Annotated in this window: 18 protein-coding genes; 7 read left to right on the forward strand and 11 right to left on the reverse strand. The window is 73.7% G+C overall.

All coding sequences use genetic code 11. The annotated features are described in order from the left end of the window. Window positions 1–45 precede the first annotated feature (45 nt). Both kdpB and AB0I60_RS29185 read left to right on the forward strand, forming a co-directional pair. Window positions 46–2,022 (forward strand): potassium-transporting ATPase subunit KdpB, encoded by a 1,977-nt coding sequence (gene kdpB, locus AB0I60_RS29180; RefSeq protein ID WP_360735355.1) that lies wholly within the window; start codon window positions 46–48, stop codon window positions 2,020–2,022. 5 nt (window positions 2,023–2,027) lie between these two features. Next, the gene (locus AB0I60_RS29185; protein WP_360735231.1) at window positions 2,028–2,570 is read left to right on the forward strand and encodes a potassium-transporting ATPase subunit C; all 543 of its coding nucleotides are present in this window, start codon (window positions 2,028–2,030) and stop codon (window positions 2,568–2,570) included. 12 nt (window positions 2,571–2,582) lie between these two features. Here AB0I60_RS29185 and AB0I60_RS29190 read toward each other — a convergent pair whose 3' ends face one another. From AB0I60_RS29190 to AB0I60_RS29200, 3 genes are all read right to left on the reverse strand, one after another. Further along, entirely contained in the window at window positions 2,583–3,641 is a 1,059-nt protein-coding gene (locus tag AB0I60_RS29190) for a class I SAM-dependent methyltransferase (protein WP_360735233.1), read from the reverse strand. A 156-nt stretch (window positions 3,642–3,797) separates the two neighbouring features. Then, window positions 3,798–4,442 carry a response regulator transcription factor gene (locus AB0I60_RS29195; protein ID WP_360735235.1) on the reverse strand — a complete coding sequence of 215 codons (645 nt, stop codon included), beginning with the start codon at window positions 4,440–4,442 and terminating at the stop codon, window positions 3,798–3,800. After that, the gene (locus tag AB0I60_RS29200; protein WP_360735237.1) at window positions 4,430–5,653 is read right to left on the reverse strand and encodes a sensor histidine kinase; all 1,224 of its coding nucleotides are present in this window, start codon (window positions 5,651–5,653) and stop codon (window positions 4,430–4,432) included. The genes AB0I60_RS29195 and AB0I60_RS29200 overlap by 13 nt, the downstream gene beginning before the upstream one ends. A gap of 136 nt (window positions 5,654–5,789) precedes the next feature. On the opposite strand from AB0I60_RS29200, the gene AB0I60_RS29205 reads away from it, so the two are divergent. Both AB0I60_RS29205 and AB0I60_RS29210 read left to right on the forward strand, forming a co-directional pair. Continuing rightward, the gene (locus AB0I60_RS29205) at window positions 5,790–6,539 is read left to right on the forward strand and encodes an ABC transporter ATP-binding protein (RefSeq protein WP_360735357.1); all 750 of its coding nucleotides are present in this window, start codon (window positions 5,790–5,792) and stop codon (window positions 6,537–6,539) included. 2 nt (window positions 6,540–6,541) lie between these two features. Further along, window positions 6,542–9,073, forward strand: a complete 2,532-nt coding sequence (locus AB0I60_RS29210; RefSeq protein ID WP_360735239.1) for an ABC transporter permease — start codon at window positions 6,542–6,544, stop codon at window positions 9,071–9,073. Between the two features lie 248 nt (window positions 9,074–9,321). Here the strand turns inward: AB0I60_RS29210 and AB0I60_RS29215 are convergent, their stop codons facing one another. From AB0I60_RS29215 to AB0I60_RS29245, 7 genes are read right to left on the reverse strand one after another with little or no spacing between them, the layout of a single operon-like run. Then, on the reverse strand, window positions 9,322–10,128 hold the full coding sequence (locus tag AB0I60_RS29215) for a GNAT family N-acetyltransferase (RefSeq protein ID WP_360735241.1): 807 nt from the start codon (window positions 10,126–10,128) through the stop codon (window positions 9,322–9,324). After that, window positions 10,112–11,965 carry a S9 family peptidase gene (locus AB0I60_RS29220; protein ID WP_360735243.1) on the reverse strand — a complete coding sequence of 618 codons (1,854 nt, stop codon included), beginning with the start codon at window positions 11,963–11,965 and terminating at the stop codon, window positions 10,112–10,114. Before AB0I60_RS29220 ends, AB0I60_RS29215 begins: the two co-directional genes overlap by 17 nt. 5 nt (window positions 11,966–11,970) lie before the next feature. Then, on the reverse strand, window positions 11,971–13,341 hold the full coding sequence (locus AB0I60_RS29225) for a serine hydrolase domain-containing protein (protein WP_360735245.1): 1,371 nt from the start codon (window positions 13,339–13,341) through the stop codon (window positions 11,971–11,973). Continuing rightward, window positions 13,328–15,103 (reverse strand): ABC transporter ATP-binding protein, encoded by a 1,776-nt coding sequence (locus AB0I60_RS29230; protein ID WP_360735247.1) that lies wholly within the window; start codon window positions 15,101–15,103, stop codon window positions 13,328–13,330. The genes AB0I60_RS29225 and AB0I60_RS29230 overlap by 14 nt, the downstream gene beginning before the upstream one ends. Beyond that, window positions 15,087–15,926: an ABC transporter permease gene (locus AB0I60_RS29235; protein ID WP_360735249.1), complete on the reverse strand. Its 840-nt coding sequence runs from the start codon at window positions 15,924–15,926 to the stop codon at window positions 15,087–15,089. Before AB0I60_RS29235 ends, AB0I60_RS29230 begins: the two co-directional genes overlap by 17 nt. Continuing rightward, window positions 15,926–16,879: an ABC transporter permease gene (locus tag AB0I60_RS29240; RefSeq protein ID WP_360735251.1), complete on the reverse strand. Its 954-nt coding sequence runs from the start codon at window positions 16,877–16,879 to the stop codon at window positions 15,926–15,928. Before AB0I60_RS29240 ends, AB0I60_RS29235 begins: the two co-directional genes overlap by 1 nt. A 3-nt stretch (window positions 16,880–16,882) precedes the next feature. Next, on the reverse strand, window positions 16,883–18,457 hold the full coding sequence (locus tag AB0I60_RS29245; protein ID WP_360735253.1) for an ABC transporter substrate-binding protein: 1,575 nt from the start codon (window positions 18,455–18,457) through the stop codon (window positions 16,883–16,885). Window positions 18,458–18,626: 169 nt separating this feature from the next. Between AB0I60_RS29245 and AB0I60_RS29250 the strand changes: the two genes are divergently transcribed. Genes AB0I60_RS29250 through menC form a run of 3 tightly spaced genes read left to right on the forward strand, consistent with a single transcriptional unit; the run spans window position 18,627 to window position 21,717 of the window. Next, the gene (locus tag AB0I60_RS29250; RefSeq protein ID WP_360735255.1) at window positions 18,627–19,508 is read left to right on the forward strand and encodes a serine hydrolase; all 882 of its coding nucleotides are present in this window, start codon (window positions 18,627–18,629) and stop codon (window positions 19,506–19,508) included. Between the two features lie 29 nt (window positions 19,509–19,537). Then, window positions 19,538–20,617 (forward strand): M20 family metallopeptidase, encoded by a 1,080-nt coding sequence (locus AB0I60_RS29255; protein ID WP_360735359.1) that lies wholly within the window; start codon window positions 19,538–19,540, stop codon window positions 20,615–20,617. Continuing rightward, entirely contained in the window at window positions 20,614–21,717 is a 1,104-nt protein-coding gene (gene menC / locus AB0I60_RS29260; protein WP_360735257.1) for an o-succinylbenzoate synthase, read from the forward strand. Before AB0I60_RS29255 ends, menC begins: the two co-directional genes overlap by 4 nt. A gap of 57 nt (window positions 21,718–21,774) precedes the next feature. On the opposite strand, the gene AB0I60_RS29265 is transcribed toward menC, so the two are convergent. Next, window positions 21,775–23,046, reverse strand: a complete 1,272-nt coding sequence (locus AB0I60_RS29265; protein WP_360735259.1) for a helix-turn-helix transcriptional regulator — start codon at window positions 23,044–23,046, stop codon at window positions 21,775–21,777. Window positions 23,047–23,073: the final 27 nt, after the last annotated feature.

Raw genomic sequence — 23,073 nt, forward strand, 5'->3', positions numbered from 1 at the left:
CCCGGCGGGTTCCGGGACCGCACCGCGCGCGACCCGGGCCACCGGGTGTCCGCCGGCGCGTTCACCCCCCGGCAGTTGCTCACGTCGCTGCCCGACGCGCTGCGCAAGCTCCACCCGCGCCACCAGGTGCGCAACCCCGTCATGTTCGTCGTCTGGGTGGGCTCGGTCCTGGTCACCGCGTTCGCCGTCGGCGACCCGAACGCGTTCACCGTCGCGGTCGCCGCGTGGCTGTGGTTCACCGTCCTGTTCGCCAACCTCGCCGAGGCCGTCGCCGAGGGCCGGGGCAAGGCACAGGCCGAATCGCTGCGCAGGAGCAGGGAGGACACCGTCGCCCGGCTCACCGACGGGCGGGTCGTGGCCGGCACCGACCTGGCGGTCGGCGACCTGGTCGTGGTCAAGGCGGGCGAGGTGGTGCCCGGCGACGGCGACGTCGTGGAGGGCATCGCCACCGTGGACGAGTCGGCCATCACCGGCGAGTCCGCCCCCGTCGTCCGGGAGTCCGGCGGCGACCGCTCGGCCGTCACCGGCGGCACCACCGTGCTGTCCGACCGGATCGTCGTGCGGATCTCCACCCGGCCCGGGGAGACGTTCGTGGACCGGATGATCGCGCTGGTCGAGGGCGCGCGGCGGCAGAAGACGCCCAACGAGGTGGCGCTGACCACCCTGCTGTCCACCTTGACGATCATCTTCCTGCTGGCCGTGGTGGCGTTGCAGCCCTTCGCGGTCTTCTCCGGCGGTGAGCAGTCCGTGGTCGTGCTGACCGCGCTGCTGGTGTGCCTCATCCCCACCACGATCGGCGCGCTGCTGTCCGCGATCGGCATCGCCGGCATGGACCGCCTGGTGCAGCGCAACGTGCTCGCCACGTCCGGCAAGGCGGTCGAGGCGGCGGGCGACGTCGACACCCTGCTGCTGGACAAGACCGGCACCATCACCTGGGGCAACCGGCGGGCCACCGAGCTGATCCCGGTGCGCGGCACCCCGCTGGACGTCCTGGTCGACGCCGCGCGGCTGTCCAGCCTCGCCGACGGCACGCCCGAGGGGCGCAGCGTGGTCGAGCTGTGCGCGTCCGAACACGGCCGCCCCACCGGGCCGACCGACGCGGAGCGGGCGGGCGAGTTCGTTCCGTTCACCGCGCAGACCCGGATGAGCGGCGTCGACCTCGACGGCCGGCGCATCCGCAAGGGCGCCGCGAGCGCGTTCACCCTGGACGAGCCGACGCGCGCGGTCGTGGACGGGATCAGCGCGCGGGGCGGCACCCCGCTCGTGGTCGCGGACGGCGCCGACGTGCTCGGCGTGATCCGGTTGTCCGACGTGGTCAAGCCCGGGATCAGGGAGCGGTTCGCCGAACTGCGCGCGATGGGCATCCGCACCGTGATGGTGACCGGCGACAACCCGCTGACCGCCAGGGCGATCGCGGAGGAGGCCGGCGTGGACGACCACCTGGCCGAGGCGACGCCGGAGGACAAGCTGGCGCTGATCCGGGCCGAGCAGGAGGGCGGCCGGCTGGTGGCGATGACCGGCGACGGCACCAACGACGCCCCGGCGCTGGCCCAGTCCGACGTGGGCGTGGCCATGAACACCGGCACCTCGGCCGCCAAGGAGGCCGGGAACATGGTGGACCTGGACTCCGACCCCACCAAGCTGATCGAGGTGGTGGGCATCGGCAAGCAGTTGCTGATCACCAGGGGCGCGTTGACCACCTTCAGCGTGGCCAACGACCTGGCGAAGTACTTCGCCGTCCTGCCGGCGATGTTCGCGGCCGTGTACCCGCAGCTCGACCGGCTCAACGTGATGCACCTCGCGTCGCCGAGGTCGGCGATCCTGTCGGCGGTCGTCTTCAACGCGCTGGTCATCGTGGCGCTGATCCCGCTGGCGTTGCGCGGGGTCCGCTACCGGCCGTCCGGCGCGTCCGCGCTGCTGCGGCGCAACCTGCTGGTCTACGGGCTGGGCGGCGTCGTCGCGCCGTTCGCCGGGATCTGGCTCATCGACCTGCTCGTCCGCCTCATCCCCGGGATCGGGTGACCCACGTGTCCGACTTCGCCAAGCAGGCCCTCGCCGGGCTGCGCGTCCTGCTGCTGCTCACCGTCGTCACCGGGGTCCTGTACCCCGCCGCCGTGTGGTCGGTCTCCCGGCTGCCCGGCCTGCACGCCAACGCCGAGGCCGTCGACACCACCCTGGTCGGCGTCGACCGGGACGGTGACCGGTGGTTCCACACCCGGCCGTCGGCGGCGACGCTGCCCGCGTCCGGCGGCTCGAACAAGGGCGAGCGCGACCCCGGTCACGACGCCGTGGTCGCCGAGCGCCGCACGGCGGTGGCCCGCCGGGAGGGCGTCCCCGAGGACCGGGTCCCCGAAGACGCCGTCACCGCGTCCGCGTCCGGCCTGGACCCGCACGTCAGCCCCGCCTACGCCGACCTCCAGGTGCCCCGGGTGGCCCGCGCGACCGGCCTGGGCGAGGACCGGGTGCGGCAGCTCGTCGCCGACAGCTCCGCCGGGCGGGCCGCCGGCTTCCTCGGCGAGCCGACCGTGAACGTGACCGTGCTCAACCGGCTGCTGGACGCCGAGCGGTGACCCCGGTGGCCGTCAGCGCGCGGCCACCAGCCGCCACAACGACACCACCTCGGCCGCCCGTTGCGCGCCGAACGGCCCCCGGCGCGCGCGGTGCCGGGGCCGGGTGTCGAGCCGGCCCACCGGCACGAGCCCGGCGGCGCTGATCGCGGCGGTGACCTCGGTGGGGGAGCGCAGCCCGAGCCGTTCGGCCAGGTCGGACGGCACCAGCCACCCCTCCCCGCGGGGGGTGGGGTGATCGGGCAGGCCGCGCAGGAAACCGCGCAGCACCGCCGACCCGGGGTCGTGCGCGGCGGCGTCCAAGGACGACACCGGCACGCCCGGCCGCCACGGCGGGTTGCACACCACCAGGTCTGCCCGGCCCGGCGGGAACAGGTCCGCCCGGAGCACCTCGACCGGGTGCCCGGCGGTGTTCTCCCGGGCGCACGCCACCGCGCGCGGCGCCACGTCCGTGGCCACCACGCGCCGTGCTCCCCGCCGGGCGAGCAGCAGCGCCGGCACGCCGGTCCCGGTGCCGATGTCGAACGCCGTCACCGGGTCCGGCCACGGCGCGGTGGCGACGAGGTCCAGGTACTCCTGCCGGGTCGGCGCGAACACCCCGCAGTGGGGGCGGATGCGCGCGCCCAGCGCCGGCACCCACAGGCCCTTCCTGCGCCACTCGTGCGCGCCCAGGACGCCGAGCAGGTCGGTGAGCGGGATCACCAGGTCGCCCGGCGGGTAGACGTGCCGGCACGCCTCGGCGACGTCCGGCGCGTGCCGCAGGGCGAGCCGGTGGTCGACCAGTTCGACGGCCAGGCGGCTGAGCAGGAGCGCGCGCCGCGCGGTGGCCCGCCGGTGCCCGGCGCAGGTGTCCGCTCGCGGTTCGAGGCGGCGTTTCACGGCGGCGAGAACTTGGCGGGCGGTGCGGTAGTCGCCCCGCCACAGCACGGCGCGGTCGCGCGGCCGGCGGAGCAGCCGGTCGGCGCCCAGCTCGTGGGCGGGGTCCAGGGACGCGGGCACCGGGTGGCGGGACGCCCACCGGGCCGTGCGGATCAGGCCGGGTTCCGGCCAGGAGACGAGGGGGTGGTGTTCCACCGGGGGCTCCGGGTGACGGGGAACCGCCTCCGGGAGCTGCGCCGTCCGGAGACGGCTCCGCTCGGGAAGTGGGCGGCCGTCAACAGGACGGGACTCGCCACACCACCGAACCGGGGATCACGCGGTGAGCGTAGCAGCGCCTCGGACGACGCCGGGTCAGGCGTTCAGGTACGCCAGGACCGCCTGCACGCGGCGGTGGCCGCCGTCGTCGTTGGGCAGGTTGAGCTTGGTGAAGATGTTGCGGATGTGCTTGAGGACCGCGCCCTCGCTCACCACCAGGGTGCCCGCGATGGTCGCGTTGTTGTGGCCCTCCGCCATCAGCGAGAGCACCTCGCGCTCCCGCGCGGTGAGCGTGGCCAGCGGGTCGTCGGGCTTGCGGCGGACCAGGAGCTGGGAGATGACCTCCGGGTCCATCGCGGTGCCGCCCTCGGCGACGCGGGTCAGCGCCTCCACGAACCGCTCGACCTTGCCGACCCGCTCCTTGAGCAGGTAGCCGACCCCGCCCGCGCCGTCGGCCAGCAGCTCGGCCGCGTAGCTGTTCTCCACGTACGCCGACAGCACCAGCACCGGCAGGCCGGGGTGGATGCGGCGGGCCTCGGACGCGGCGCGCAGTCCCTCGTCGGTGAACGTCGGCGGCAGCCGCACGTCGGTGACGACGGCGTCCGGGCGGTCGTCGGCGATCGCGGCCAGGAACTCGGTGGCGTTGTCCACGGCGGCGACGATGGTCATCCCCGCGTTGCCCAGCAGCAGCGTGAGCCCTTCGCGGAGCAGCACATCGTCCTCGACGATCACAACCCGCAAGGCAGCTCCACTCGCAACACCGTCGGCCCGCCTGGCGGGCTGCTCAGGTCGGCGTGGCCGTCGAACGCGTCCGCACGGCGCTGGATGCCGACGATACCCGTTCCGAGGTCGCCGTCCGCACCACCCCGGCCGTTGTCCCGGACGGTGATGAACAGCCGGTCGGCCGACGCGTCGAGGCTGACCGAGGCGGCGTCGGCCGCCGAGTGCTTGGTGATGTTGGTCAGCGCCTCGGCGATGATGAAGTACGCCGCCGCCTCGATCGCGGCGGGCTGCCGCCCGATCGGGGCCACCTCCAGCGCGGTCGGCACCGGGCAGCGGGCCGCCAGGGCCGACACCGCGCCGTCCAGGCCCCGGTCGGACAGCACCGGCGGGTAGATGCTGCGCACCACCTCGCGCAGCTCGGCCAGCGCGTCCGTCGCCGTGTCCTGTGCCTTCCTGACCAGCGTGAACGCCGCGTCCGGGTCGCGTTCCCGCATCTGGTCGGCGATGCCGAGCTGCATCACCACGGCGGCGATCCGGGCCTGCGCGCCGTCGTGCAGGTCACGTTCGATGCGCCGCAGCTCCGCCCCGTGCGCCTCCAGCGCGCCCGCGCGCGACGCGGTGAGCTCCGCCACCCGGTCGACCAGCCGCGCGCCCTCCGCCGGCGCGAGCAGCTTGCGCGCCACCAGCGCGTGCCAGCGGGCGAACCGGGGCGTCTGCCAGGCCAGCCAGGCGAACACCAGCCCGGCCACCGGCGTCACGGCGGCGGTCGCCCACGAGTCCACGAGCAGCCCGAACGAGGTCTCCACGCCGCCGGGCACCAGCCACCAGTAAGCAGGGGTGAGCAGGTTGTTCAGCGCGCTGAACGGGGACCCGAGCACCACGCCGGCGAGCAGCAGCCCGCCGAACCCGTGCAGCGCCAGCCACAGCACGTCGCGGCGGTTGGCCGGGTCGGCGGCGGCGGTCGCCACCTGGGTGAGCACCGGCCCGTCGAGCACGTGGTAGGACTCGGGGATCGGCTCGCCGAGGAACCGGGCGGCGCGCTTGCGGTCGAAGGCGACCAGCGGTCGGATCAGCCGCAGCGCCTCGGGCAGGGCGGGCAGCCCGACGCCGACGACGCACAGCGCCAGCACCACGCCCAGCAGGCTCAGCGCGAGGATCGACAGCAATGCCGTAACCGCGCCCACCACCACGTAGCGCACGGCGGTCCACAGGGGAGTCAGCCTGGTCATGCCGTCGATTGTGGCCGACCGACCCCCTTCCGGGCGGTAGTGCAGACGCTACCTCCACTGGCTCGTCAGCGGGATTTGTTCCGGCGCGCCCACCGGTCAGGCTTGGCACCAGCACACTTCGATGAAGGGGAACGTGATGGTGGCAGGAACGGTGACCGTGGACACCGCGTTGCGGTTGGAGTCGGTGAGCAAGGTCTACGGCTCGGGCGCGAACGCGGTCACCGCGCTGGACGGTGTCACGGTCGGTCTGCGCCGTGGCGCGTTCACCGCCGTGATGGGCCCCTCCGGGTCGGGCAAGAGCACGTTCCTGCACTGCGCGGCGGGCCTGGACCGGCCGACGTCGGGCCGGGTGCTGCTCGGTGGCACGGACCTGGCCGGGATGTCGGAGGACAAGCTGACCGAGCTGCGCAGGCAGCGCATCGGGTTCGTGTTCCAGGCGTACAACCTCATCCCGTCGCTGACCGTCGAGCAGAACATCACCCTGCCGCTGCGGTTCGCCGGGCAGCGGCCCGACAAGAACTGGCTGCGCGAGATCGTGGAGCGGGTCGGCATCGCCAACCGGCTGGGCCACCGCCCGTCCGAGCTGTCCGGCGGCCAGCAGCAGCGGGTCGCCATCGCGCGGGCCCTGGTGACCCGGCCCGAGGTGCTGCTCGCCGACGAGCCGACCGGCGCCCTGGACACCCGGACCGGGCGGCAGGTGCTGGAGCTGCTGCGCGGCCTGGTCGACACCGTGGGCCAGACCGTGCTGATGGTCACCCACGACCCGGTCGCGGCGTCGTTCGCGCACAGCGTGGTGTTCCTCGCGGACGGCCGGCTGGCCGGCGAGCTGCACCAGCCGACGCCGAACGAGGTCGTGCGCCGCCTGACCGGTCTCGGGGAGTGGTGATCGTGCGCGGTCTGGCGTGGCAGTTGGTGAAGGCGCGCAAGCTCGCCTTCGTCGGGGCGTTCATCGCCATCCTCTGCGGGTCCGCCGTGGTCGCGGCCTGCGGGATGCTCATGGAGTCCGGCATCCGGTCCGGGGTGCCCACCCAGCGGTACGCGGCGGCGTCCGTCGTGGTCGGCGGCGACCAGTCGATCCGGCCGGAGGGCGTGTCCGCGCTGGAGGCGCAGCAGGTCGGCACGTTGCCGACGGTGTCCGGGGACCTGGTCGGCAAGATCCGGTCGGTGCCCGGCGTGAAGGACGTCGTCGGCGAGACCACGTTCCAGGCGCGCGCGGTCACCGGCGGTGGCCCGGTCGAGGTGCTCGGCCACAACTGGGACGCCGCCGTGCTCGCCCCGTACGAGCTGCGCGACGGCCGGCAGCCGCAGGCGTCGAACGAGGTCGTGGTGGACGCCGCGCTGGCGGGGGTCGCCGTGGGCGGCAAGCTCGACGTGATGACCACCTCGACACCGGTCGCCTACGACGTGGTCGGCATCGCCGCGCGGTCCGGTCAGGACGGTCCGGCCAAGCAGACCGGCCTCTACTTCACCGCCGAGCAGGCCGACCGGCTGGCCGGCACCGACGGCCGCTTCCAGGCCATCGGCGTGTTCGCCGACGGTGACGCCTCGGCCGTCGCGGACCGGGTCGAGGAGGCCCTCAAGGACGACCACGTGCTGGTCGCCGCCGGCAAGGACCGGGGCACGGTCGAGTTCGCCGCGGTCGGGCAGTCGCGGGTCATGCTCATGGCGATCTCCGGCTCGTTCGGCGGGATCGCCATGCTGGTCGCGGGTTTCGTGGTGGCCGGCACCCTCACCCTGGCGATGGACCAGCGGCGGCGCGAGCTGGCGCTGCTGCGGGCGATCGCGGCCACGCCGAAGCAGATCGCCAAGCTGATCGGCTCGGAGACGCTGCTGGTGGCGAGCGTCGCCGCCGCGCTGGGCGCCGGCGCGGGCATCTTCGTCGGGCAGGGCCTGCGCGAGGCGTTCGTCAGGATCGGCGTGATGCCCGAGGACTTCGCGCTCAGCGTCGGCCCCATCCCGCTGGTCGTCGCGTTCCTGCTCGGCCTGGGCGTGGCCCGGCTCTCGGCGGCGGTCGCGGCCCGCAAGCCGTCCCGCATCCCGCCCACCGAGGCGCTCGGCGAGGCGGCCGTGGAACGGCGCGACGTCGGCCGGGTGCGGACCGTGATCGGCCTCGCGCTGGTGGCCGGCGGTGTCGGCCTGGCGACCATGCCGCTCTACCTGCACACCGAGGTCGCCCTCGCCATGGCGGGCATGTCGGCGCTGCTCGCCGTGATCGGCGTCGCCCTGCTCGGCCCGCGCGCCGTCACGCCGATCATGTGGCTGGTCACCGCGCCGCTGTCGAAGCTGGGCGTCACCGGCTACCTGGCCGCCGCGAACAACCGGGCCAACATGCGCCGGCTGGCCTCCGCGCTGACCCCGCTGATGCTGTCGGTGGCGTTCGCCGTGGTGAACTTCTTCAGCCAGACCGTGGCGACGGCCGCCGCCGTGCAGGAGTCGGAGAAGGTCATGAAGCCCGACTACGCGGTCACCGCTCCCGGCGGCCTCTCGCCCGAGGTCGCCGAGGCCGCCCGCCGGATCGACGGCGTGGCCTCCGCCGGGTCGATGGTCCGCACGCAGGTGACCGTGCTCACCGAGCGCGCCGACGCGGACCGGACGATGGTCGCGGAGCGCAAGCCCGCCCTCGGCCTGGACCGGGTCGGCGGCAGCGTCGACCTCGCGGTGCGCGCCGGCTCGCTGGACGACCTGCGCGGCAACACCGTCGCGGTGAGCAAGGACGAGGCGAGCAGCCAGGGCGTCGACCTGGGCGGCGAGCTGAAGCTCTACCTGGACGACGGCCAGGAGGCCCGCCTGAAGGTCGTCGCCGTCTTCGACCGCGCCCTGGCCTACGGCGGCTACGCGCTGCCCGCCGAGCTGGCCCGCGCGCACAGCACGAGCAAGCTGGACAGCTCGGTGCTGGTCGCGCTGGAGCCCGGCGCGGACGGCGCGGCGGTGCAGGCGCAGCTCACCCGGCTCGCCGAGGAGTACCCGGGCCTGACCACCGTCGGCAAGGGCGAGCTGGGACCGGCGGAGCGCGGCGAGCGGTACGTCCAGTTCTGGGTGAACCTGGTCGCGGTGGGCGTGATCCTCGGCTACATCGCCATCGCGGTGGCCAACACGCTGGTGCTGTCCACGGCGCAGCGGCGGCGCGAGTTCGCGCTGCTGCGGCTGGTCGGCGGCACGCGCCGGCAGGTGATCCGGATGATGCGGGCCGAGGCGGGCACCCTGGTGGGCATCGCGATCGCGGTCGGCACGCTGATCGCCGCCGTGCCGCTGGTGCTGCTCAGCATCGGCTTCATGGGCACCCCGGTGCCGTCCGGGCCGATCGGGGTCTACCTGGGGATCATCGGGTTCGCGGCGCTGCTCGGGTTCCTGGCGCTGGGCGTGCCCACCCGGCTCGCGCTGCGGGCCAAGCCGGTGGACGCGATCGGGATGCGTGAGTGAGGACGCGGCGCCCGGCCGGTGCTCGACCGGTCGGCCGTCGTGAGGCGGCCCGGTTCCGACCGGGCCGCGTGACACCGGAAGCCCTCGGCAGCGGGACCTGGTCCCGACGCCGAGGGCTTCGGTGTGCGCGCGGGGCGCGGGGTCGCGCCGCACGTGCTGGTGCGGACCGGCGCGCGCGCTTTCCCAGACCGCGCACCGGTCCACGTCCGAGCGACGACGTGACGGCCGTCGCGGGGGGTTCGTACCCGTCAGGCGACGACGTAACGGCCGTCGCGGGTGAAGCCGAGCACCTTCGCGCCCGCGTCCATCCGCGTCCCCAGCTCCTCCCGGACCCGCAGCCGCCAGCGGGCTGCCTGCTCCGGGTCGCCGGCGCGCAGGGACTCGATGTCGGCCGGCACCCGCACGGTCGCACCCGACCCGGTGGCACCCGAGCCGGTGGCGTCCGGGACGCCGTCGGTCACCGGCTCCGCCGGCTTCCCGGCGCACGCCGCCACGACCTCCGGCGACCGCAGGTCCCACGACGCCAGCAGCCGGTCGCTCGCGTCGACGCCGTTGATCCCGTCGTCCATCTCGCCGTAGAAGTCCGGCAGGTACTCCACCGCCGTCGCGGCGAGCTTGGCCAGGTTGAAGTACGCGTTGCGGCGCACCAGCGGGTCGAACGTCCAGGTGATGGTGTCCAGCCCCCGGTCCAGCGCCCACGCCCGCTGGTGCAGCTTGAGCGCGAACCCGACGGACCGGCCGCGCATCTCCGAGCGCACGCCGGTGACGTGCGAGTGCAGGGTCCGCCCGGCCGGCGCGGCCAAGAACCCCACGGTGGCACCCACCATGCGGTCGCCGACGAACGCGCCCACCACGTAGTTGCCGGAGTGCGCGAGCACCCGCATCAGCTCGTTGGTGATCGGCACGTTCGACGGGCTCGGCCGCCAGATGTCCCAGAACAGCCGGTCGACCTCGGCGATGTCGTCGCCGTCGTGCAGTTCCCGGATGACGATCCCGGACCTGGCCGCCGCGACCTCGGCCACCCGGGCGGGCCCGGTGTCAGGAACGGTCCTCATCCGGCCCTCCGGTGTGCGCGACCACCCAGTCCACCAAGCGCCGGTTGTAGTCCACCCGGTGCGACGGCGTGCCGTCGAGGATGAACAGGTGGTCACCGTCGGGGTAGAGCACCAGCTCGGTCTTCACCCCGTTGCCCAGCAGGGCGTGGTACCACTGCTCGGCCTGGCCGACCGGGCAGCGCTCGTCGGCCGCGCCGTGCAGCACGAGCGTCGGGCTGCTCACCTTGTGCGCGTGCGTGATGGGCGACAGCTCACCCAGCAACCCGGGGTCGCCGATCTCGATCGCGGCGATCATCGTGCCCACGTCCGACGTGCCGCCCATGCTGACCAGGTCGCTGACCACGCCGCCCGCCACGACCGCGCGGAACCGCCCGGTCCGGGTCGGCAGCCAGCACGACATGTAGCCGCCGTAGCTGTACCCGGTGAGCGCCAACCGGTCCGGGTCGACCAGCCCTTCGGCGACCAGGGCGTCGACCGGCTCCAGGAAGTCGTTCTCGTCGGCCGTGCCCCAGCCGCCGATGGCCGCGCGCAGGAACTCCTCGCCGTAGCCGTCGCTGGCGCGCGGGTTGAGCAGCAGCACCGACCAGCCCCGCTCCACCAGGACCTGGTGGTACAGGTGCTCCGCATCGCGCACCGGGCTCCACGCGTTGTGCGGCCCGCCGTGCACGTCCACCAGCAGCGGTGACGGCCCGGTGGTCGCGGGGGAGCGCAGCAGCCAGCCGTGCACCTCCACGCCGTCGGAGACGGTGAACGACCGCGCCTGCGGCTTGGCGAAGCGGACGTCGGCGAAGTCCTCGACGTAGGAGGTGACGAAGTCCAGCTCGCCGGTGGCGGTGTCGACGAACGCGACCTCGCCGAAGTGGTCCACAGTGGACACCACGACGACGGCGGTGTCGCCCGCCACGGACAGGCCGGACACCACCTGGTCGCCGCCGACCAGTTTGCGGATCGCGCCGTCCCGGTGCTCGTAGAGGTGCGTGCACCCGTTGTCCCGTGCGCAGAACAGCAGGGCGGACCCGGTGCTCTGCGGCAGCGCGCCGGGGTAGCCCCCGCCGCCGGGCATGACGTTGCGGTCCAGCCCGGCGGTCAGGTCCACGCTGCCGCGCACCAGGCGGTTGTTGTGGATGCCGGCGGTCGGCGTGGAGATCAGCAGCGGTTCCTCATCGAGCCACACCACCGCCCGCACCGCGCCGTCGCCGACCGTGGTCACGTCCGAGGTGGCCAGATCCACCACGTGCGCCGGCGTGGCGCGGTCGATAGCCGACCAGTCGGCGAACGCCAGCCGCGTCCCGTCCGGCGACCATGCCGGCACGCCCGCGTACTGCGGCCCGTCGGTGACCCGGCGGACCGAGCGGTCGGCCAGGTCCAGCACGTGCAGCCGGGGTTGCGCGCCGCGCAGCCGCCCCGCGCCGTCCATCTTGTGCACCAGCCCGGAGGCGACGATCGGCTCGTCCGGCCCGGTGCCGCCGACGAGGGCGGCGAACGCGATCCGGCCGCCGTCCGGGCTCCACACGGGCACGCCCGCGCCGCCGGCCAGGTCGGTGACCGCTTCCGGCTCGCCGCCGTCGACCGGCAGCAGCCAGAGCTGCCCCCCGCGCAGGAAGGCGATCGTGCGGCCGTCCGGCGAGAACCGGGGCGAGGTGTCGTCCCCGCCCCGGGTGAGCCGGCGCGGCACGCCCTCGCGCCCCACCGACCACAGCGACCGGGTGTTGGCGTCCCCGTCGACCTCGTGCAGGACGTACACGACCCGGCTGCCGTCCGGCGACAGCGCCGGGTCGCTGGGCGAGCGCACCAGCCGCAGGTCGTCGGGCACGTGTGCCCTGGTGGTCTCCCCCATGGTGCCTACTCCGATTCGGTGCGGACCGCGGCCCGGCTGCTGAACAGGTACTCCGCGCGACCCCGGTCGTCCGAGCCCACCAGGGTGAACACCTGGTAGCGCCCGTGCTCCTCCTCCACCGCGATCAGGCTGTTCTCGCGCAGCTTCACGACCTCGAACGTGCGGGTGCCCATCAGGGCGCGCGCCTCGTCGGTCAGCGGGGTGACCGTGATCCAGCCGCGACCCCGCTCGTCCACGGTCACCGCCTGGCCGATCATGGGCGTGTTGTAGACGCCGGCCACCCGGTGGCCGTCCAGCGGCTCGGGGTCGGCCGGGGGCGTCGGGTCGTCGGGGACGTCGGCCCCGGCGAGGTCGCGCATCAGCGGCACCACCAGGTCCTTGTAGACCTTGCCGCCGTCGATGCTGTTGGTCAGCAGGGCCACGGCGACGTTCGCCGTGCCGGAGATCCGCAGGAACGCGGACTGCCCGATGGTGCCGCCGTCGTGGCCGAAGACGTCCGCGCCCCAGTCGAACAGCTCCCAGCCCAGGCCCCACGCCTCGGCCAGGGCACCGATGTAGGGCACGTCGACCTGCTTGACGCGCATGGCCTTCGCGCTCTCCGCAGACAGGATCGGGCCGCCGCCGTCGAGGTGCGCGCGGGCCCAGCCGAGCAGGTCGCGGGCGCGCATCGCCAGCAGCGAGCCGGCCGGCGCGTTGGACGGCGTGAGCGACCAGACCGGCGCGGGCACCTGGCTGCCGCCCTCGCCGGGCACGTGGCCCAGCGCGGCGCGGTGCACGATGGCCTCGTTGGCGTTGGTGGCGAGGTGGGTCAGGCCCAGCGGGTCGGCGATCCGCTCGCGCAGCACCTGCCCGAACGGCTTGCCGCGCAGCACCTCCACGATCCGGCCGAGCACCACGTACCCGCTGTTGCAGTAGGAGAACATCTCGCCCGGCGGGTGGATCTGGGCCGCCTCGGTGATGGTGCCCAGGTACTTCGCCACGGCGTCGTCGCCGCTGCCGGTGTCGTGGAACAGGTCGCCGTCGATGCCCACCGTGTGGTCGAGCAGCTGCCGGGTGGTGATCACGGCGGTGGCCGCCGCGTCGGCGACCCGGAACTCCGGCAGGTACCGCACGACCGGCGCGTCGAGGTCCAGCAGGCCGTCGTCGACGAGCTGCATCACCAGCGTGGCCGTCCAGACCTTGGTGATCGAGCCGATCTGGAACACCGACTCGGTGGTGGCGCGCACCCCGGTGGCCAGGTTCAGCACGCCCGCCGCCGCGTCCAGGACCTCGCCGTCCACCAGCACCGCCGCCTGCGCGCCGGGGATGCCGTGCTCGGCCACCAGCTCGGCGAGCCTGCCCGGCAACCAGGCGGCGATTCTCTCACTGCGCGACATGCGTTTCTCCTCCAGTGCGGGGTGCGGTGCCCGGGATCGAGGCGACGAGCCGGGCGGTGTACGGGTGGGTGGGCGCGTCGAGCACCTCGGCGGTCGGGCCGTGCTCCACGATCCGGCCCCGGTGCATCACCACCACGCGGTCGGTCACCTGCCGTGCGACGGCCAGGTCGTGGGTGATGAACAGCAGCGCGATGCCCAGCTCCCGGTTGGCCTTGCGGAGCACTTCGAGCACCTGCGCCTGGACCGAGACGTCAAGGGCGGCAACGGGTTCGTCGCACACCAGCAGCCTCGGCCGGACGGCCAGCGCCCGCGCGATCGCCACCCGCTGGCGCTGCCCGCCGGACAGCGCTGCGGGCAGCCGCTTGGCGTAGGAGGTCGGCAGGCCGACCAGGTCCAGCAGCTCGTCCACCTCGGTGGCCAGGTCGGTGGCCGTGCGCTGCCGCAGCGCCTCGGTGAGCGCGTACCCGATGGTGTGGGCGGGGTTCAGCGACGAGTACGGGTCCTGGAACACGCACTGCACCAGCCGCCGGGCCTGCGCCCGCTGTGCCTTGCGCAGCCTGCGGTAGGACGTGACGTCCACGCCGCCCAGCGTGATCCGGCCCTCGGTGGCGTCGGTCAGCCCGAGCACCGTGCGCGCCAACGTGGTCTTGCCCGAACCCGACTCGCCCACCACGGCCAGCGACTCGCCCTCGGTGACGTGCAGCGAGACACCTTCCAGCGCGGTGAACGAGGTCGGGCGGAAGCCCGTCGACCGGTAGGTCTTCACCACGTCCACGACGTCCAGCAGGGTGTCGCCGACCGCCACGCGCACGGTCGGGTCCACGTCGTCGTCGCCGACGTGACCGAGGTCGATCTCGTCGTGCCGGCGGCACGCGGTGGACCGGTCGCCGAGGTCGACCAGCGGGGGAGCGTGGTCGGTGCAGGCGTCCTCGACCCACGTGCAGCGGTCCGCGAACGGGCACCGGTCGGCCACGTCGGCGGCGGCCGGCACCGAGCCGGGGATGCCCAGCAGCACCGGCTGGCGGTGCGTCGCGGACGGCACGGAGCGCAGCAGCCCCGAGGTGTAGGGGTGGGCGGGCTTGTCCAGCTCGCCCGACGGCGCGGACTCGACCAGCGCGCCCGCGTACATCACCAGCACCCGGTCGCACGCCGACCGCGCCACCCGCAGGTCGTGCGTGATGAGCACCAGGCCCATCTGCCGCTCGACCTGCAACCGGCGCAGCAGCGCGAGCACCTCGGCCTGCGTGGTCACGTCCAGCGCGGTGGTCGGCTCGTCCGCGATCAGCAGCCCGGGGTCCTTGGCCAGCGCGGCGGCCAGCGCCACCCGCTGCCGCATCCCGCCGGAGAGCTGGAACGGGAAGCGCGCGGCCACCGCCGGGTCGGTGATGCCGACCTCGGCCAGCCGGCGCAGCACCTCGGCCCGGCTCCCGCGCCCCGGCAGGCTCTCCAGGATGTGGGTGCCGATCGTGGTCAGCGGGTTGAGCATGGTGAACGGGTCCTGCATGAGCAGCGACACGGCGTGGCCGCGCACGCCGCGCAGGCCCTTGGCGCCGACCAGCTCCTTGCCGGCCAGCAGCGCCGACCCGCCCGCCCGCAGGCCCGGCGGCAGCAGCGACACCAGCGCCCGCGCGGTCAGCGACTTGCCGGAGCCCGACTCGCCGACCAGGCCGACCGTCTCGCCCGGCCCGACCGAGAACGACACCCCGCGCACCAGCGGGCGGGACCGCCCGTCGTGGACGGTCAGCTCACGCACGTCCAACATCGCGCCCCCTCGCGGCCATCCGGTCGTAGACCCGGTCGCCGATCAGCGTCACGCTCGCCGCGACCACGGTGATCAGCACGGCCGGCGCGGCCATCGCCGCCGGGTTGAGGTCGAGCATCCCCTTGTTCTCGGCCAGCATCCGGCCCCAGTCCGGCGCACCGGTGCCGACCCCGAGGCCGAGGAACGCCAGCGCGGCCAGGCCGACCAGGGCGCTGACGAACGTCAGCAGCAGGTTGGCCACCACGGTCGGCAGCACGTTGGGCAGCAGGTGGGTGAACAGGATCCGCCCGCGCCCCACGCCGACCGTCCGCGCCGACTCGACGTACGCCAGGTTGCGCTGCGCCAGCACGGCGCTGCGCACCATCCGCACGTCGGCCGGCACGCTCAACGCGATCAGCACGCCGATCGCCAGCGGGTACCCGCCGCCGAACACGCCCACGACGACGATCGCCACCAGCAGCGGCGGCACCGCGTAGACCAGGTCGACGCCGCGCATGATCGCCGAGTCCACCCAGCCGCCCCGGTACCCGGCCAGCAGGCCGATCACGGTGGCGAGCACGGCCACCCCGATCGCCACCACGGCCGGCCCGAGCAGCGCGATCCGCGCGCCCGACACCAGCCGGGACAGCACGTCGCGGCCCAGGTCGTCGGTGCCCAGCCAGTGCGCGCCGCTCGGCGGCATGGCCGTGTTGGCCAGGTCCTGCGCACCCGGGTCGTACGGCGCGAGCCAGTCGCCGCCCAGGGCGGCGATGACCACGAGCCCCAGCGCGAACACCGGGATCGCGCCCGGCACCTTCCGCGCGATCCGCGCCCGTGCCCTCATCACGCACCTCCGGAATGCCGGACGCGCGGGTCGAGCCCGAGGTAGCACAGGTCCACCACCAGGTTCACCCCGATCATCAGCGCGGCGGTGAGCAGGGCGAGCCCCTGCACCACCGGGATGTCCTTCGTGGACACCGACTCCACCAGCAGCGAACCCAGGCCGGGCAGCGCGAACGTCGACTCGACCAGCACCGCCCCGGTCAACGACATGGCCAGCACGAGACCGGCCGAGGTGATCACCGGCAGCGCCGAGTTGCGCAGCGCGTACCGGCCCAGCACCACGGAGCGGGGCAGGCCGCGCGCCTCGGCGAAGGTGACGAAGTCCTTCGTCGCCACGTCCAGCGCCGCCGCCCGGGTCTGCCGGGCGACGATGGCGACACCGGCCACCGCCATCGTCACGGCGGGCAGCGTCAGGTGCTCCACCCGGCCGGCGAAGCCCTCGCCCGCGCCGAACACCGGGAACCAGCCCAGGCCGACGCCGAACACGGTCAGCAGCAGCAGCCCCACCGCGAACGGCGGCGCGCTCACCCCGACCAGGGCGGTCAGCGTGACGCCCCGGTCGAGCACCGAACCCCGGCGGATGCCGGCGGACAGGCCCGCCGGCACCGCGATCACCAGCACCAGCAGGAAGGCGTAGACGCCCAGCGCGAGCGTGACGTCCAGCCGTTCCGAGAGCATGTCGGTCACCGGCTGCCCCGACCGCACCGACCGGCCGAAGTCCATCTGCACCACGTCGCCCAGCCACTGCCAGAAGCGGGACAGGAACGGGTCGTCCAGGTGGTACCGGGCGCGGATCGCGGCGATCAGCTCGGGCGTCGGCGGGCGCGAGCCCAGCAGCGTCTGCTCCGGGCTGCCGGGGCTCGCCGCCAGCAGCGAGAACACGACGAACGACGTCACCAGCAGCGTCACCGCCGCGGCGAAGAGCCGCTTGCCGAGGAATGCCAGGATGTACATCGGTCAGGCCGTCGCCTTGAGCCAGCCGACCCAGTTCGCGCCGGCCAGCCACGGCGTCGGCTCGGGGCTGAACACCGCCTCGGAGCGCACCGCGTGCATCAGCTGCTCCTCGAACAGCGGGATGTAGGGCAGCTGCTCGGCGTTGATCCGCATGATGTCGCCGATCGCGCCCTTGTCCTCCGCAATCGCGGCGAGCTTCGCCTCGACCTCGGGGGTGGTGAAGCCCGCGGTGTTCAGGCCGTTGGGGCCGATCGACTTCTTGCCGAACATCAGCGGCAGCATCTCGCCGGGGTACGGCGTGCCGCCGCCCGCGCGCATGATCTGGAGCTTGAGGTCCTTGGCCGCGTAGAGCTGCGCCACCCACTGCTGGTCGGTCATCGCCTTGGGGGTCAGCGTGATCCCGATGGTCGACAGGTTGCGGGACATGTTCTCCAGCGTCAGCCGCGTCCAGTTCTGCGTGGTCGGGTACGGCACCTCGACGCTGAAGCCGCCGGGGTGCGCGGACTTCGCCAGCTCCTCCTTGGCCTTGGCCATGTCGAACTCGTAGGTCGGCAGCGAGCCGGTCAGCTTCTCGGCCTCCTCCTTGCCCAGGTAGGAGGACAGCTGCAAGGTCGCCACCGGGCTGGCCGAGATCCGGCCGCGACCGCCGAACAGGGGTTCGAGCAGGCCCTTGCGGTCCACCGAGTGCGCCAGCGCCTTGCGGACGTGGATGTCGTTGAACGGCGCGGTGTTCACGTCCATCGACAGGTAGTTGATGCCGATGCTGTCCGTGGTGTACATGTTCACGCCCGACGTGCGCTCCCACTTGCGGGCGTCCTGGAGCGGCACGATGAACGTTCCGTCCACCTCGCCGGCGATCATGGCCAGCCGCAGCGCCTCGGGGTCGGGGATCGGCTTGTAGTTCAGCTTCGCCACCTTGGGCTTGGTGCCCCAGTAGTCCTCGAAGCGCTGGAACACCACGCCGTCGGCGGGCGAGAACTTCTCGACCTTGAACGGGCCCGCGCCCATGCCCGGCTTGTCCGGCCCGCCGAGGTCCTTGCCGGCGGCCTCCTGGTACGCCTTGGGCTGCACGATCCAGTTCAGCGCGGCCACGTACTTGAAGGCCGGGTCCGGGACGCTGAGCTTCACCGTGACCTGGGCCGGCCCGGTCACCGAGATCTCCTTGACCGCGTTCATGAACGTCGCGGTCTCCGAAGCCTGCTCCGGGTCGATCTGGCGTTGCAGCGAATAGGCCACGTCTTCGGCCGTCATCGTCGAGCCGTCCCAGTACTTGACGCCCTGGCGCAGCGTGTAGACGTAGGTCAGCGGGTCGGGGCTGTTCCACTCCGTGGCCAGCTTGGGCTTGAGCTCGCCCGAGCCGTCCAGCTCCAGCAGCCCGTCGAACGCGGCGTAGATCGCCAGGTTCGACCGGCTGTCCATGGCGTGGGCGATGTCCAGCGACCGGGGCGCTCCCGGCATGGCCCAGGTCAGCTCGGAGATCTCGGATTCGGTCGCGGCCCGCTTGCCGCCGGCCGGCGCGGGCCCTGATCCGCACCCCGCCAACACGAGCAGCACCACTGCGACCAAGGTCAACCGCATCGCCCTCACCTGCCTCTTCAAGGAATTGCCACATCGTGCTTGTGGGGTAGGTCTCAGTGCTTCGTGCAAAGCGACAACTGTCCGGTCCCCGGTTCGTCGGCTCCGACGACGCGCCGCGCACGGGCGTGGTCGTGAACTGGACGCCGAACCCGTGATGAAGGGAGCGCACATGGCGACCGAGGTGGTCCGCGAGATCCGGCGACGCGCCGAGGAGGTCGGCGTCCGCGCGTGGCTGCACGCCGTCGAGGTGGACGGGACCCGCGAACTCGCCGTCGACGCCGACGACCCGGTGCCCTCCGCCTCGGTGTTCAAGGTGCCCGTCGCGGTCGAGCTGGCCCGCCAGGGCGCGGCCGGCGAGGTGGACCTCGGCGAGCGCATCACCTACGTCGCGGGCACCGGCACGATGTCGCCGTTCGGACTGGCCACCTTCCGCCACGACCTGACCATCTCGTGGCACGACCTGGCCGTCCTGATGATCGGCATCAGCGACAACGTGGCCACCGACCTGGTCGTGGAGCGGATCGGGCTGCCCTCGGTCGCCCGGCTGCTCGCCGACCTCGGTTTCAAGGACACCGCCGTGCCGTTCCACTGCGACGGCCTGTTCCAGACGATGATCGAGGACGCGGGCGGCGAGCTGGACGACGAGCGCTTCTTCGCCCTCACCCGGGAGGAGCTGCTCAAGATGCGCATCCTCCAGCCCGCCGAGACCTGCCGGACCACCGCCGAGGAGAGCACCCGCCTGCTGGGCATGGTGTGGCGCGACGAGGCCGCGCCCGCCGGGGCGTGCGCGGACGTCCGGAACTGGCTGGGCCACCAGGTGTGGCCGCACCGGCTGCGCTCCGGCTTCACCGGCGAGGGCATCCGGGTGTCCGGCAAGACCGGCACGCTGCCCATGGTGCGCAACGAGATCGGCGTCGTGGAGTACCCCGACGGCGGCCGGTACGCGGTGGCCGTGTTCACCCAGGCCCACGACACCCGCGCCCAGGCCCCGGAGCGCGACCGGTTCATCGGGTTCGCGGCGGCCCGCGCGGTCGAGTGGCTGCGGTCGTGAGCGCGCTCGTGGAGCGGTTCACCGCCGCGCTGCCGCACCTGCTGGCCGACATCGGGACGTTGGTGCGCAAGGAGTCCCCGTCCGCCGACGCCCGCGCGGTGGCGGAGAGCGCCGACCTGGTCGCGGACCTGGGCACCGGGCTCCTCGGCGTCGCGCCCGAGCGGATCGGGCCGCACCTGCGGTGGCGGCTGGGCGACGGGCCCGCGCGCGTGGTCCTGGTCGGGCACCACGACACGGTGTGGCCGGTCGGCTCGCTGGAGACCCACCCGTTCTCGGTCGAGGACGGCGTCCTGCGCGGGCCGGGGTGCTTCGACATGAAGACCGGCGTGGTGATGGCCCTGCACGCCGTGGCCGCGCTCGCCGACCGCACCGGTGTCACCGTGCTCGTGACCGGGGACGAGGAACTCGGCTCGCCGTCCTCGCGCGAGCTGGTCGAGGAGTCGGCGGCCGGGTGCGCGGCGGCGTTCGTCCTGGAGGCGGCGGCCGGCACGGCGGTCAAGACCGCGCGCAAGGGCGTGTCGCTGTACGAGGTGCGGGCGACCGGCAAGGCCGCGCACGCCGGCCTCGAACCCGAGCTGGGCGTGAGCGCGGCGGTGGAGGTGGCGCACCAGTTGCTCGCCGTGGCCGCGCTGAACTCGCCCGAGGTGGGCACGACCGTGACCCCGACCCTGACCCGGGCCGGCACCACCACCAACACCGTCGCGGCGACCGGCAGCTTCTTCGTCGACGTGCGCGTGACGACCCTGGCCGAGCAGCAGCGGGTCGACGAGCTGATGCACCGGCTCGCGCCCGTCGTGCCCGGCGCGGAGCTGGAGGTGCTCGGCGGCCCGAACCGCCCGCCGCTGCCGGCGTCGGCGTCCGCCGCGCTGTTCGAGCGGGCCAAGCGAATCGGCGCGGAACTCGGCCTGGAGCCGATCACCGGCGTCGAGGTCGGCGGCGCGTCGGACGGCAACTTCACCGCCGGCGTCGGCACGCCCACGCTCGACGGCCTCGGCGCGTGCGGCGGCGGTGCCCACGCGGACCACGAGCACGTGCTCGTGGAGCACATCCCCGGCCGCACCGCGCTGCTGGTGGCGTTGATGGACGAAGTACTCCGGGAGACGGTGTGAAACTGCGCGAGGTGGAACTGCGGCGGATCAGGATGCCGCTGGTGTCCCCGTTCCGGACGTCGTTCGGGACCCAGACCGGGCGGGACCTGCTGCTCGTGCGGGTGGTCGCCGACGACGTCGAGGGCTGGGGCGAGTGCGCCGCCATGGCGAGCCCGCTCTACTCGTCCGAGTACCTCGACGGCTGCGAGGACGTGCTGCGCCGGTTCTTCGTGCCCGCGCTGCGCGAGGTCGAGGACCTGGACGCGACGGGCGTGGCGCCGGCGCTGCGCAGGTACCACGGGCACCTGATGGCCAAGAGCGCGCTGGAGATGGCGGTGCTCGACGCCGAGCTCCAGGTCCGGGGCACGTCGTTCGCGCGCGAGCTGGGAGCCGAGCGCGACACCGTGCCGTGCGGGGTGTCGGTCGGCATCATGGACTCGGTCCCCGAACTGCTCGACGCCGTCGGCGGCTACCTGGACGCGGGCTACGTGCGGATCAAGCTCAAGATCGAGCCCGGCTGGGACGTCGAGCCGGTCCGCGCGGTCCGCGAGCGCTTCGGCGACGACGTGCTCCTCCAGGTCGACGCGAACACGGCCTACACCCTGGCCGACGCCCGCCACCTGGCCAGGCTGGACCCGTTCGACCTGCTGCTGATCGAACAGCCGCTGGCCGAGGACGACGTCCTGGGCCACGCGGACCTGGCCCGCACCCTGGCGACCCCGGTGTGCCTGGACGAGTCCATCACCTCGGCCCGCACCGCCGCCGCCGCGATCCGCCTGGGCGCGTGCCAGGTGGTCAACATCAAACCGGGCCGCGTGGGCGGCTACCTGGAAGCCCGCCGCATCCACGACGTGTGCGCGGCGAACGGCGTGGCGGCGTGGACGGGCGGGATGCTGGAGACGGGCCTGGGCCGGGCGGCGAACGTGGCCCTGGCCGCCCTGCCGGGCTGCACCCTCCCGGGGGACACGTCGGCCTCGGACCGTTACTACAGCACGGACATCACCACCCCGTTCGTGCTGGAGAACGGCCACCTGGAAGTCCCCACGGCCCCCGGCCTGGGCGTGGCCCCGATCCCGGAACTGCTGGAGGAGGTCACCACCTCCAGCGAATGGCTGACCTGATCCCGTTCGGACCCGGGGCCGGCAGCGGACCTCGCCGCCGGCCCCGGGAATTCGTCGTCACGTGGCTTGGAGTGCGGCCGAAAGGGCCGGGTAGACATTCCGCACCGCCGCTTTGGACAGGTGGTGCCGGAGGATTTCCGACAGGGCCGCGAGATCGGTCCGAATGGTCCAGGAATCGACCTGCGCGCAATCGGCCAGCAAGCCCGGCACCATGGCGCACGCCTGGTCCAGCTCGCCGGCCAGCGCCACCGACACCGTCCGCCTGGCCTGCCAGCGGGCCCGGAACCGGCGGGCGCCGGGTGGCGTGGCGGACAGCTCGCGGTCGAACACCTCGATGGCCTCCCTGCTGCGCCCCAGGTCGTGCAGGCACCACGCGCGGGTCAACCGGACCGGGTTGGCCAGGGTCGTCGACCCCAGGCGCGTGCTCGGGTCGCTGTCGTCCACGCGGTCGAGCAGGGACTCCGCGCGGTCGAGGGCGCGCAGGCACGCCGAGGTGTCGCCGCCGATCGCGTGCCCCTGGGCCTCCCGCTGCGAGGCCAGGCCCCGCACGCGCGGGCTCGCCGCCGGGTGCTCGTAGGCCCGGCGGGCCAGCGCCACCGTGTCGGCGCTGCGACGGGCGTACATCGACACCAGCGCCTGGCGCACCAGGCTGTAGGCCGCCACCTCGTCGTCGCCCCCGGCCTCGGCCAGGTCCACCGCCGCGTCGGTCCACCACAGGGCGGCCTCGGCGCGACCGGCCTCCTGCGCCATCCAGCCCGTGTACTCGGCGTACCGGGACGCGAGGACGAGCAGGTCCCGCCGGGTGCGCCCGGACGCGTCGGCCGCCAGCCCGCGCAGCGTCTGGGTCTGCGCCACCAGCGTCGGCAGCACCACCTCCGGCGTCGACTGCTGGCCCAGCGCCCGGACGTGGCCGAACATGGTGGTGAACGCCGACACCGCGTCCGTGCCGGCCCGGGCGCGCGCCGGCCCCGCCCCGCCCAGCACGAGTATCGACGCGGCACCGGCGGTCAGCGCCTGCCGGCGGCCCATCGGCCGGAACCACAGCGAACCTTGATCATCCATGTGCAGCATCCAATTCCGCCCGGTGTCGTCGACCGGGGAGCGGGTCGGTGTCGTTGGCCGGGTCTCGTCGGACCGGTACCGGGAGATCAGCTCCCCGCCGGCCGCGAGCGCGCCGTCGCACTGCCGGATCAAGGTCGGGCTGGGCGCCTGCGCGCCGTTCTCCACCTTGCTCAGGTACCCCTTGCTGTAGTGCGTCCTGCGGGCGAGCTCGGTCAGCGAGACGTTCTGCGCCATGCGCAACCGGCGAAGCCGCGCGCCGAACGGCATTTCGTCCATTGTGGAGTCCCAACGGTA

The sequence above is a fragment of the Actinosynnema sp. NPDC050436 genome, assembly GCF_040655415.1.
Classification (GTDB): domain Bacteria; phylum Actinomycetota; class Actinomycetes; order Mycobacteriales; family Pseudonocardiaceae; genus Actinosynnema.

What these genes read in the sequence shown, in the direction of transcription:
- AB0I60_RS29230 (WP_360735247.1), bottom strand. Translation starts at nt 15,103, where the DNA reads ATGTTGGACGTGCGTGAGCTGACCGTCCACGACGGGCGGTCCCGCCCG.
- AB0I60_RS29205 (WP_360735357.1), top strand. Translation starts at nt 5,790, where the DNA reads ATGGTGGCAGGAACGGTGACCGTGGACACCGCGTTGCGGTTGGAGTCG.
- AB0I60_RS29235 (WP_360735249.1), bottom strand. Translation starts at nt 15,926, where the DNA reads ATGAGGGCACGGGCGCGGATCGCGCGGAAGGTGCCGGGCGCGATCCCG.
- AB0I60_RS29250 (WP_360735255.1), top strand. Translation starts at nt 18,627, where the DNA reads ATGGCGACCGAGGTGGTCCGCGAGATCCGGCGACGCGCCGAGGAGGTC.
- AB0I60_RS29265 (WP_360735259.1), bottom strand. Translation starts at nt 23,046, where the DNA reads ATGCCGTTCGGCGCGCGGCTTCGCCGGTTGCGCATGGCGCAGAACGTC.
- AB0I60_RS29200 (WP_360735237.1), bottom strand. Translation starts at nt 5,653, where the DNA reads ATGACCAGGCTGACTCCCCTGTGGACCGCCGTGCGCTACGTGGTGGTG.
- AB0I60_RS29215 (WP_360735241.1), bottom strand. Translation starts at nt 10,128, where the DNA reads ATGAGGACCGTTCCTGACACCGGGCCCGCCCGGGTGGCCGAGGTCGCG.
- AB0I60_RS29245 (WP_360735253.1), bottom strand. Translation starts at nt 18,457, where the DNA reads ATGCGGTTGACCTTGGTCGCAGTGGTGCTGCTCGTGTTGGCGGGGTGC.
- AB0I60_RS29240 (WP_360735251.1), bottom strand. Translation starts at nt 16,879, where the DNA reads ATGTACATCCTGGCATTCCTCGGCAAGCGGCTCTTCGCCGCGGCGGTG.
- AB0I60_RS29220 (WP_360735243.1), bottom strand. Translation starts at nt 11,965, where the DNA reads ATGGGGGAGACCACCAGGGCACACGTGCCCGACGACCTGCGGCTGGTG.
- AB0I60_RS29225 (WP_360735245.1), bottom strand. Translation starts at nt 13,341, where the DNA reads ATGTCGCGCAGTGAGAGAATCGCCGCCTGGTTGCCGGGCAGGCTCGCC.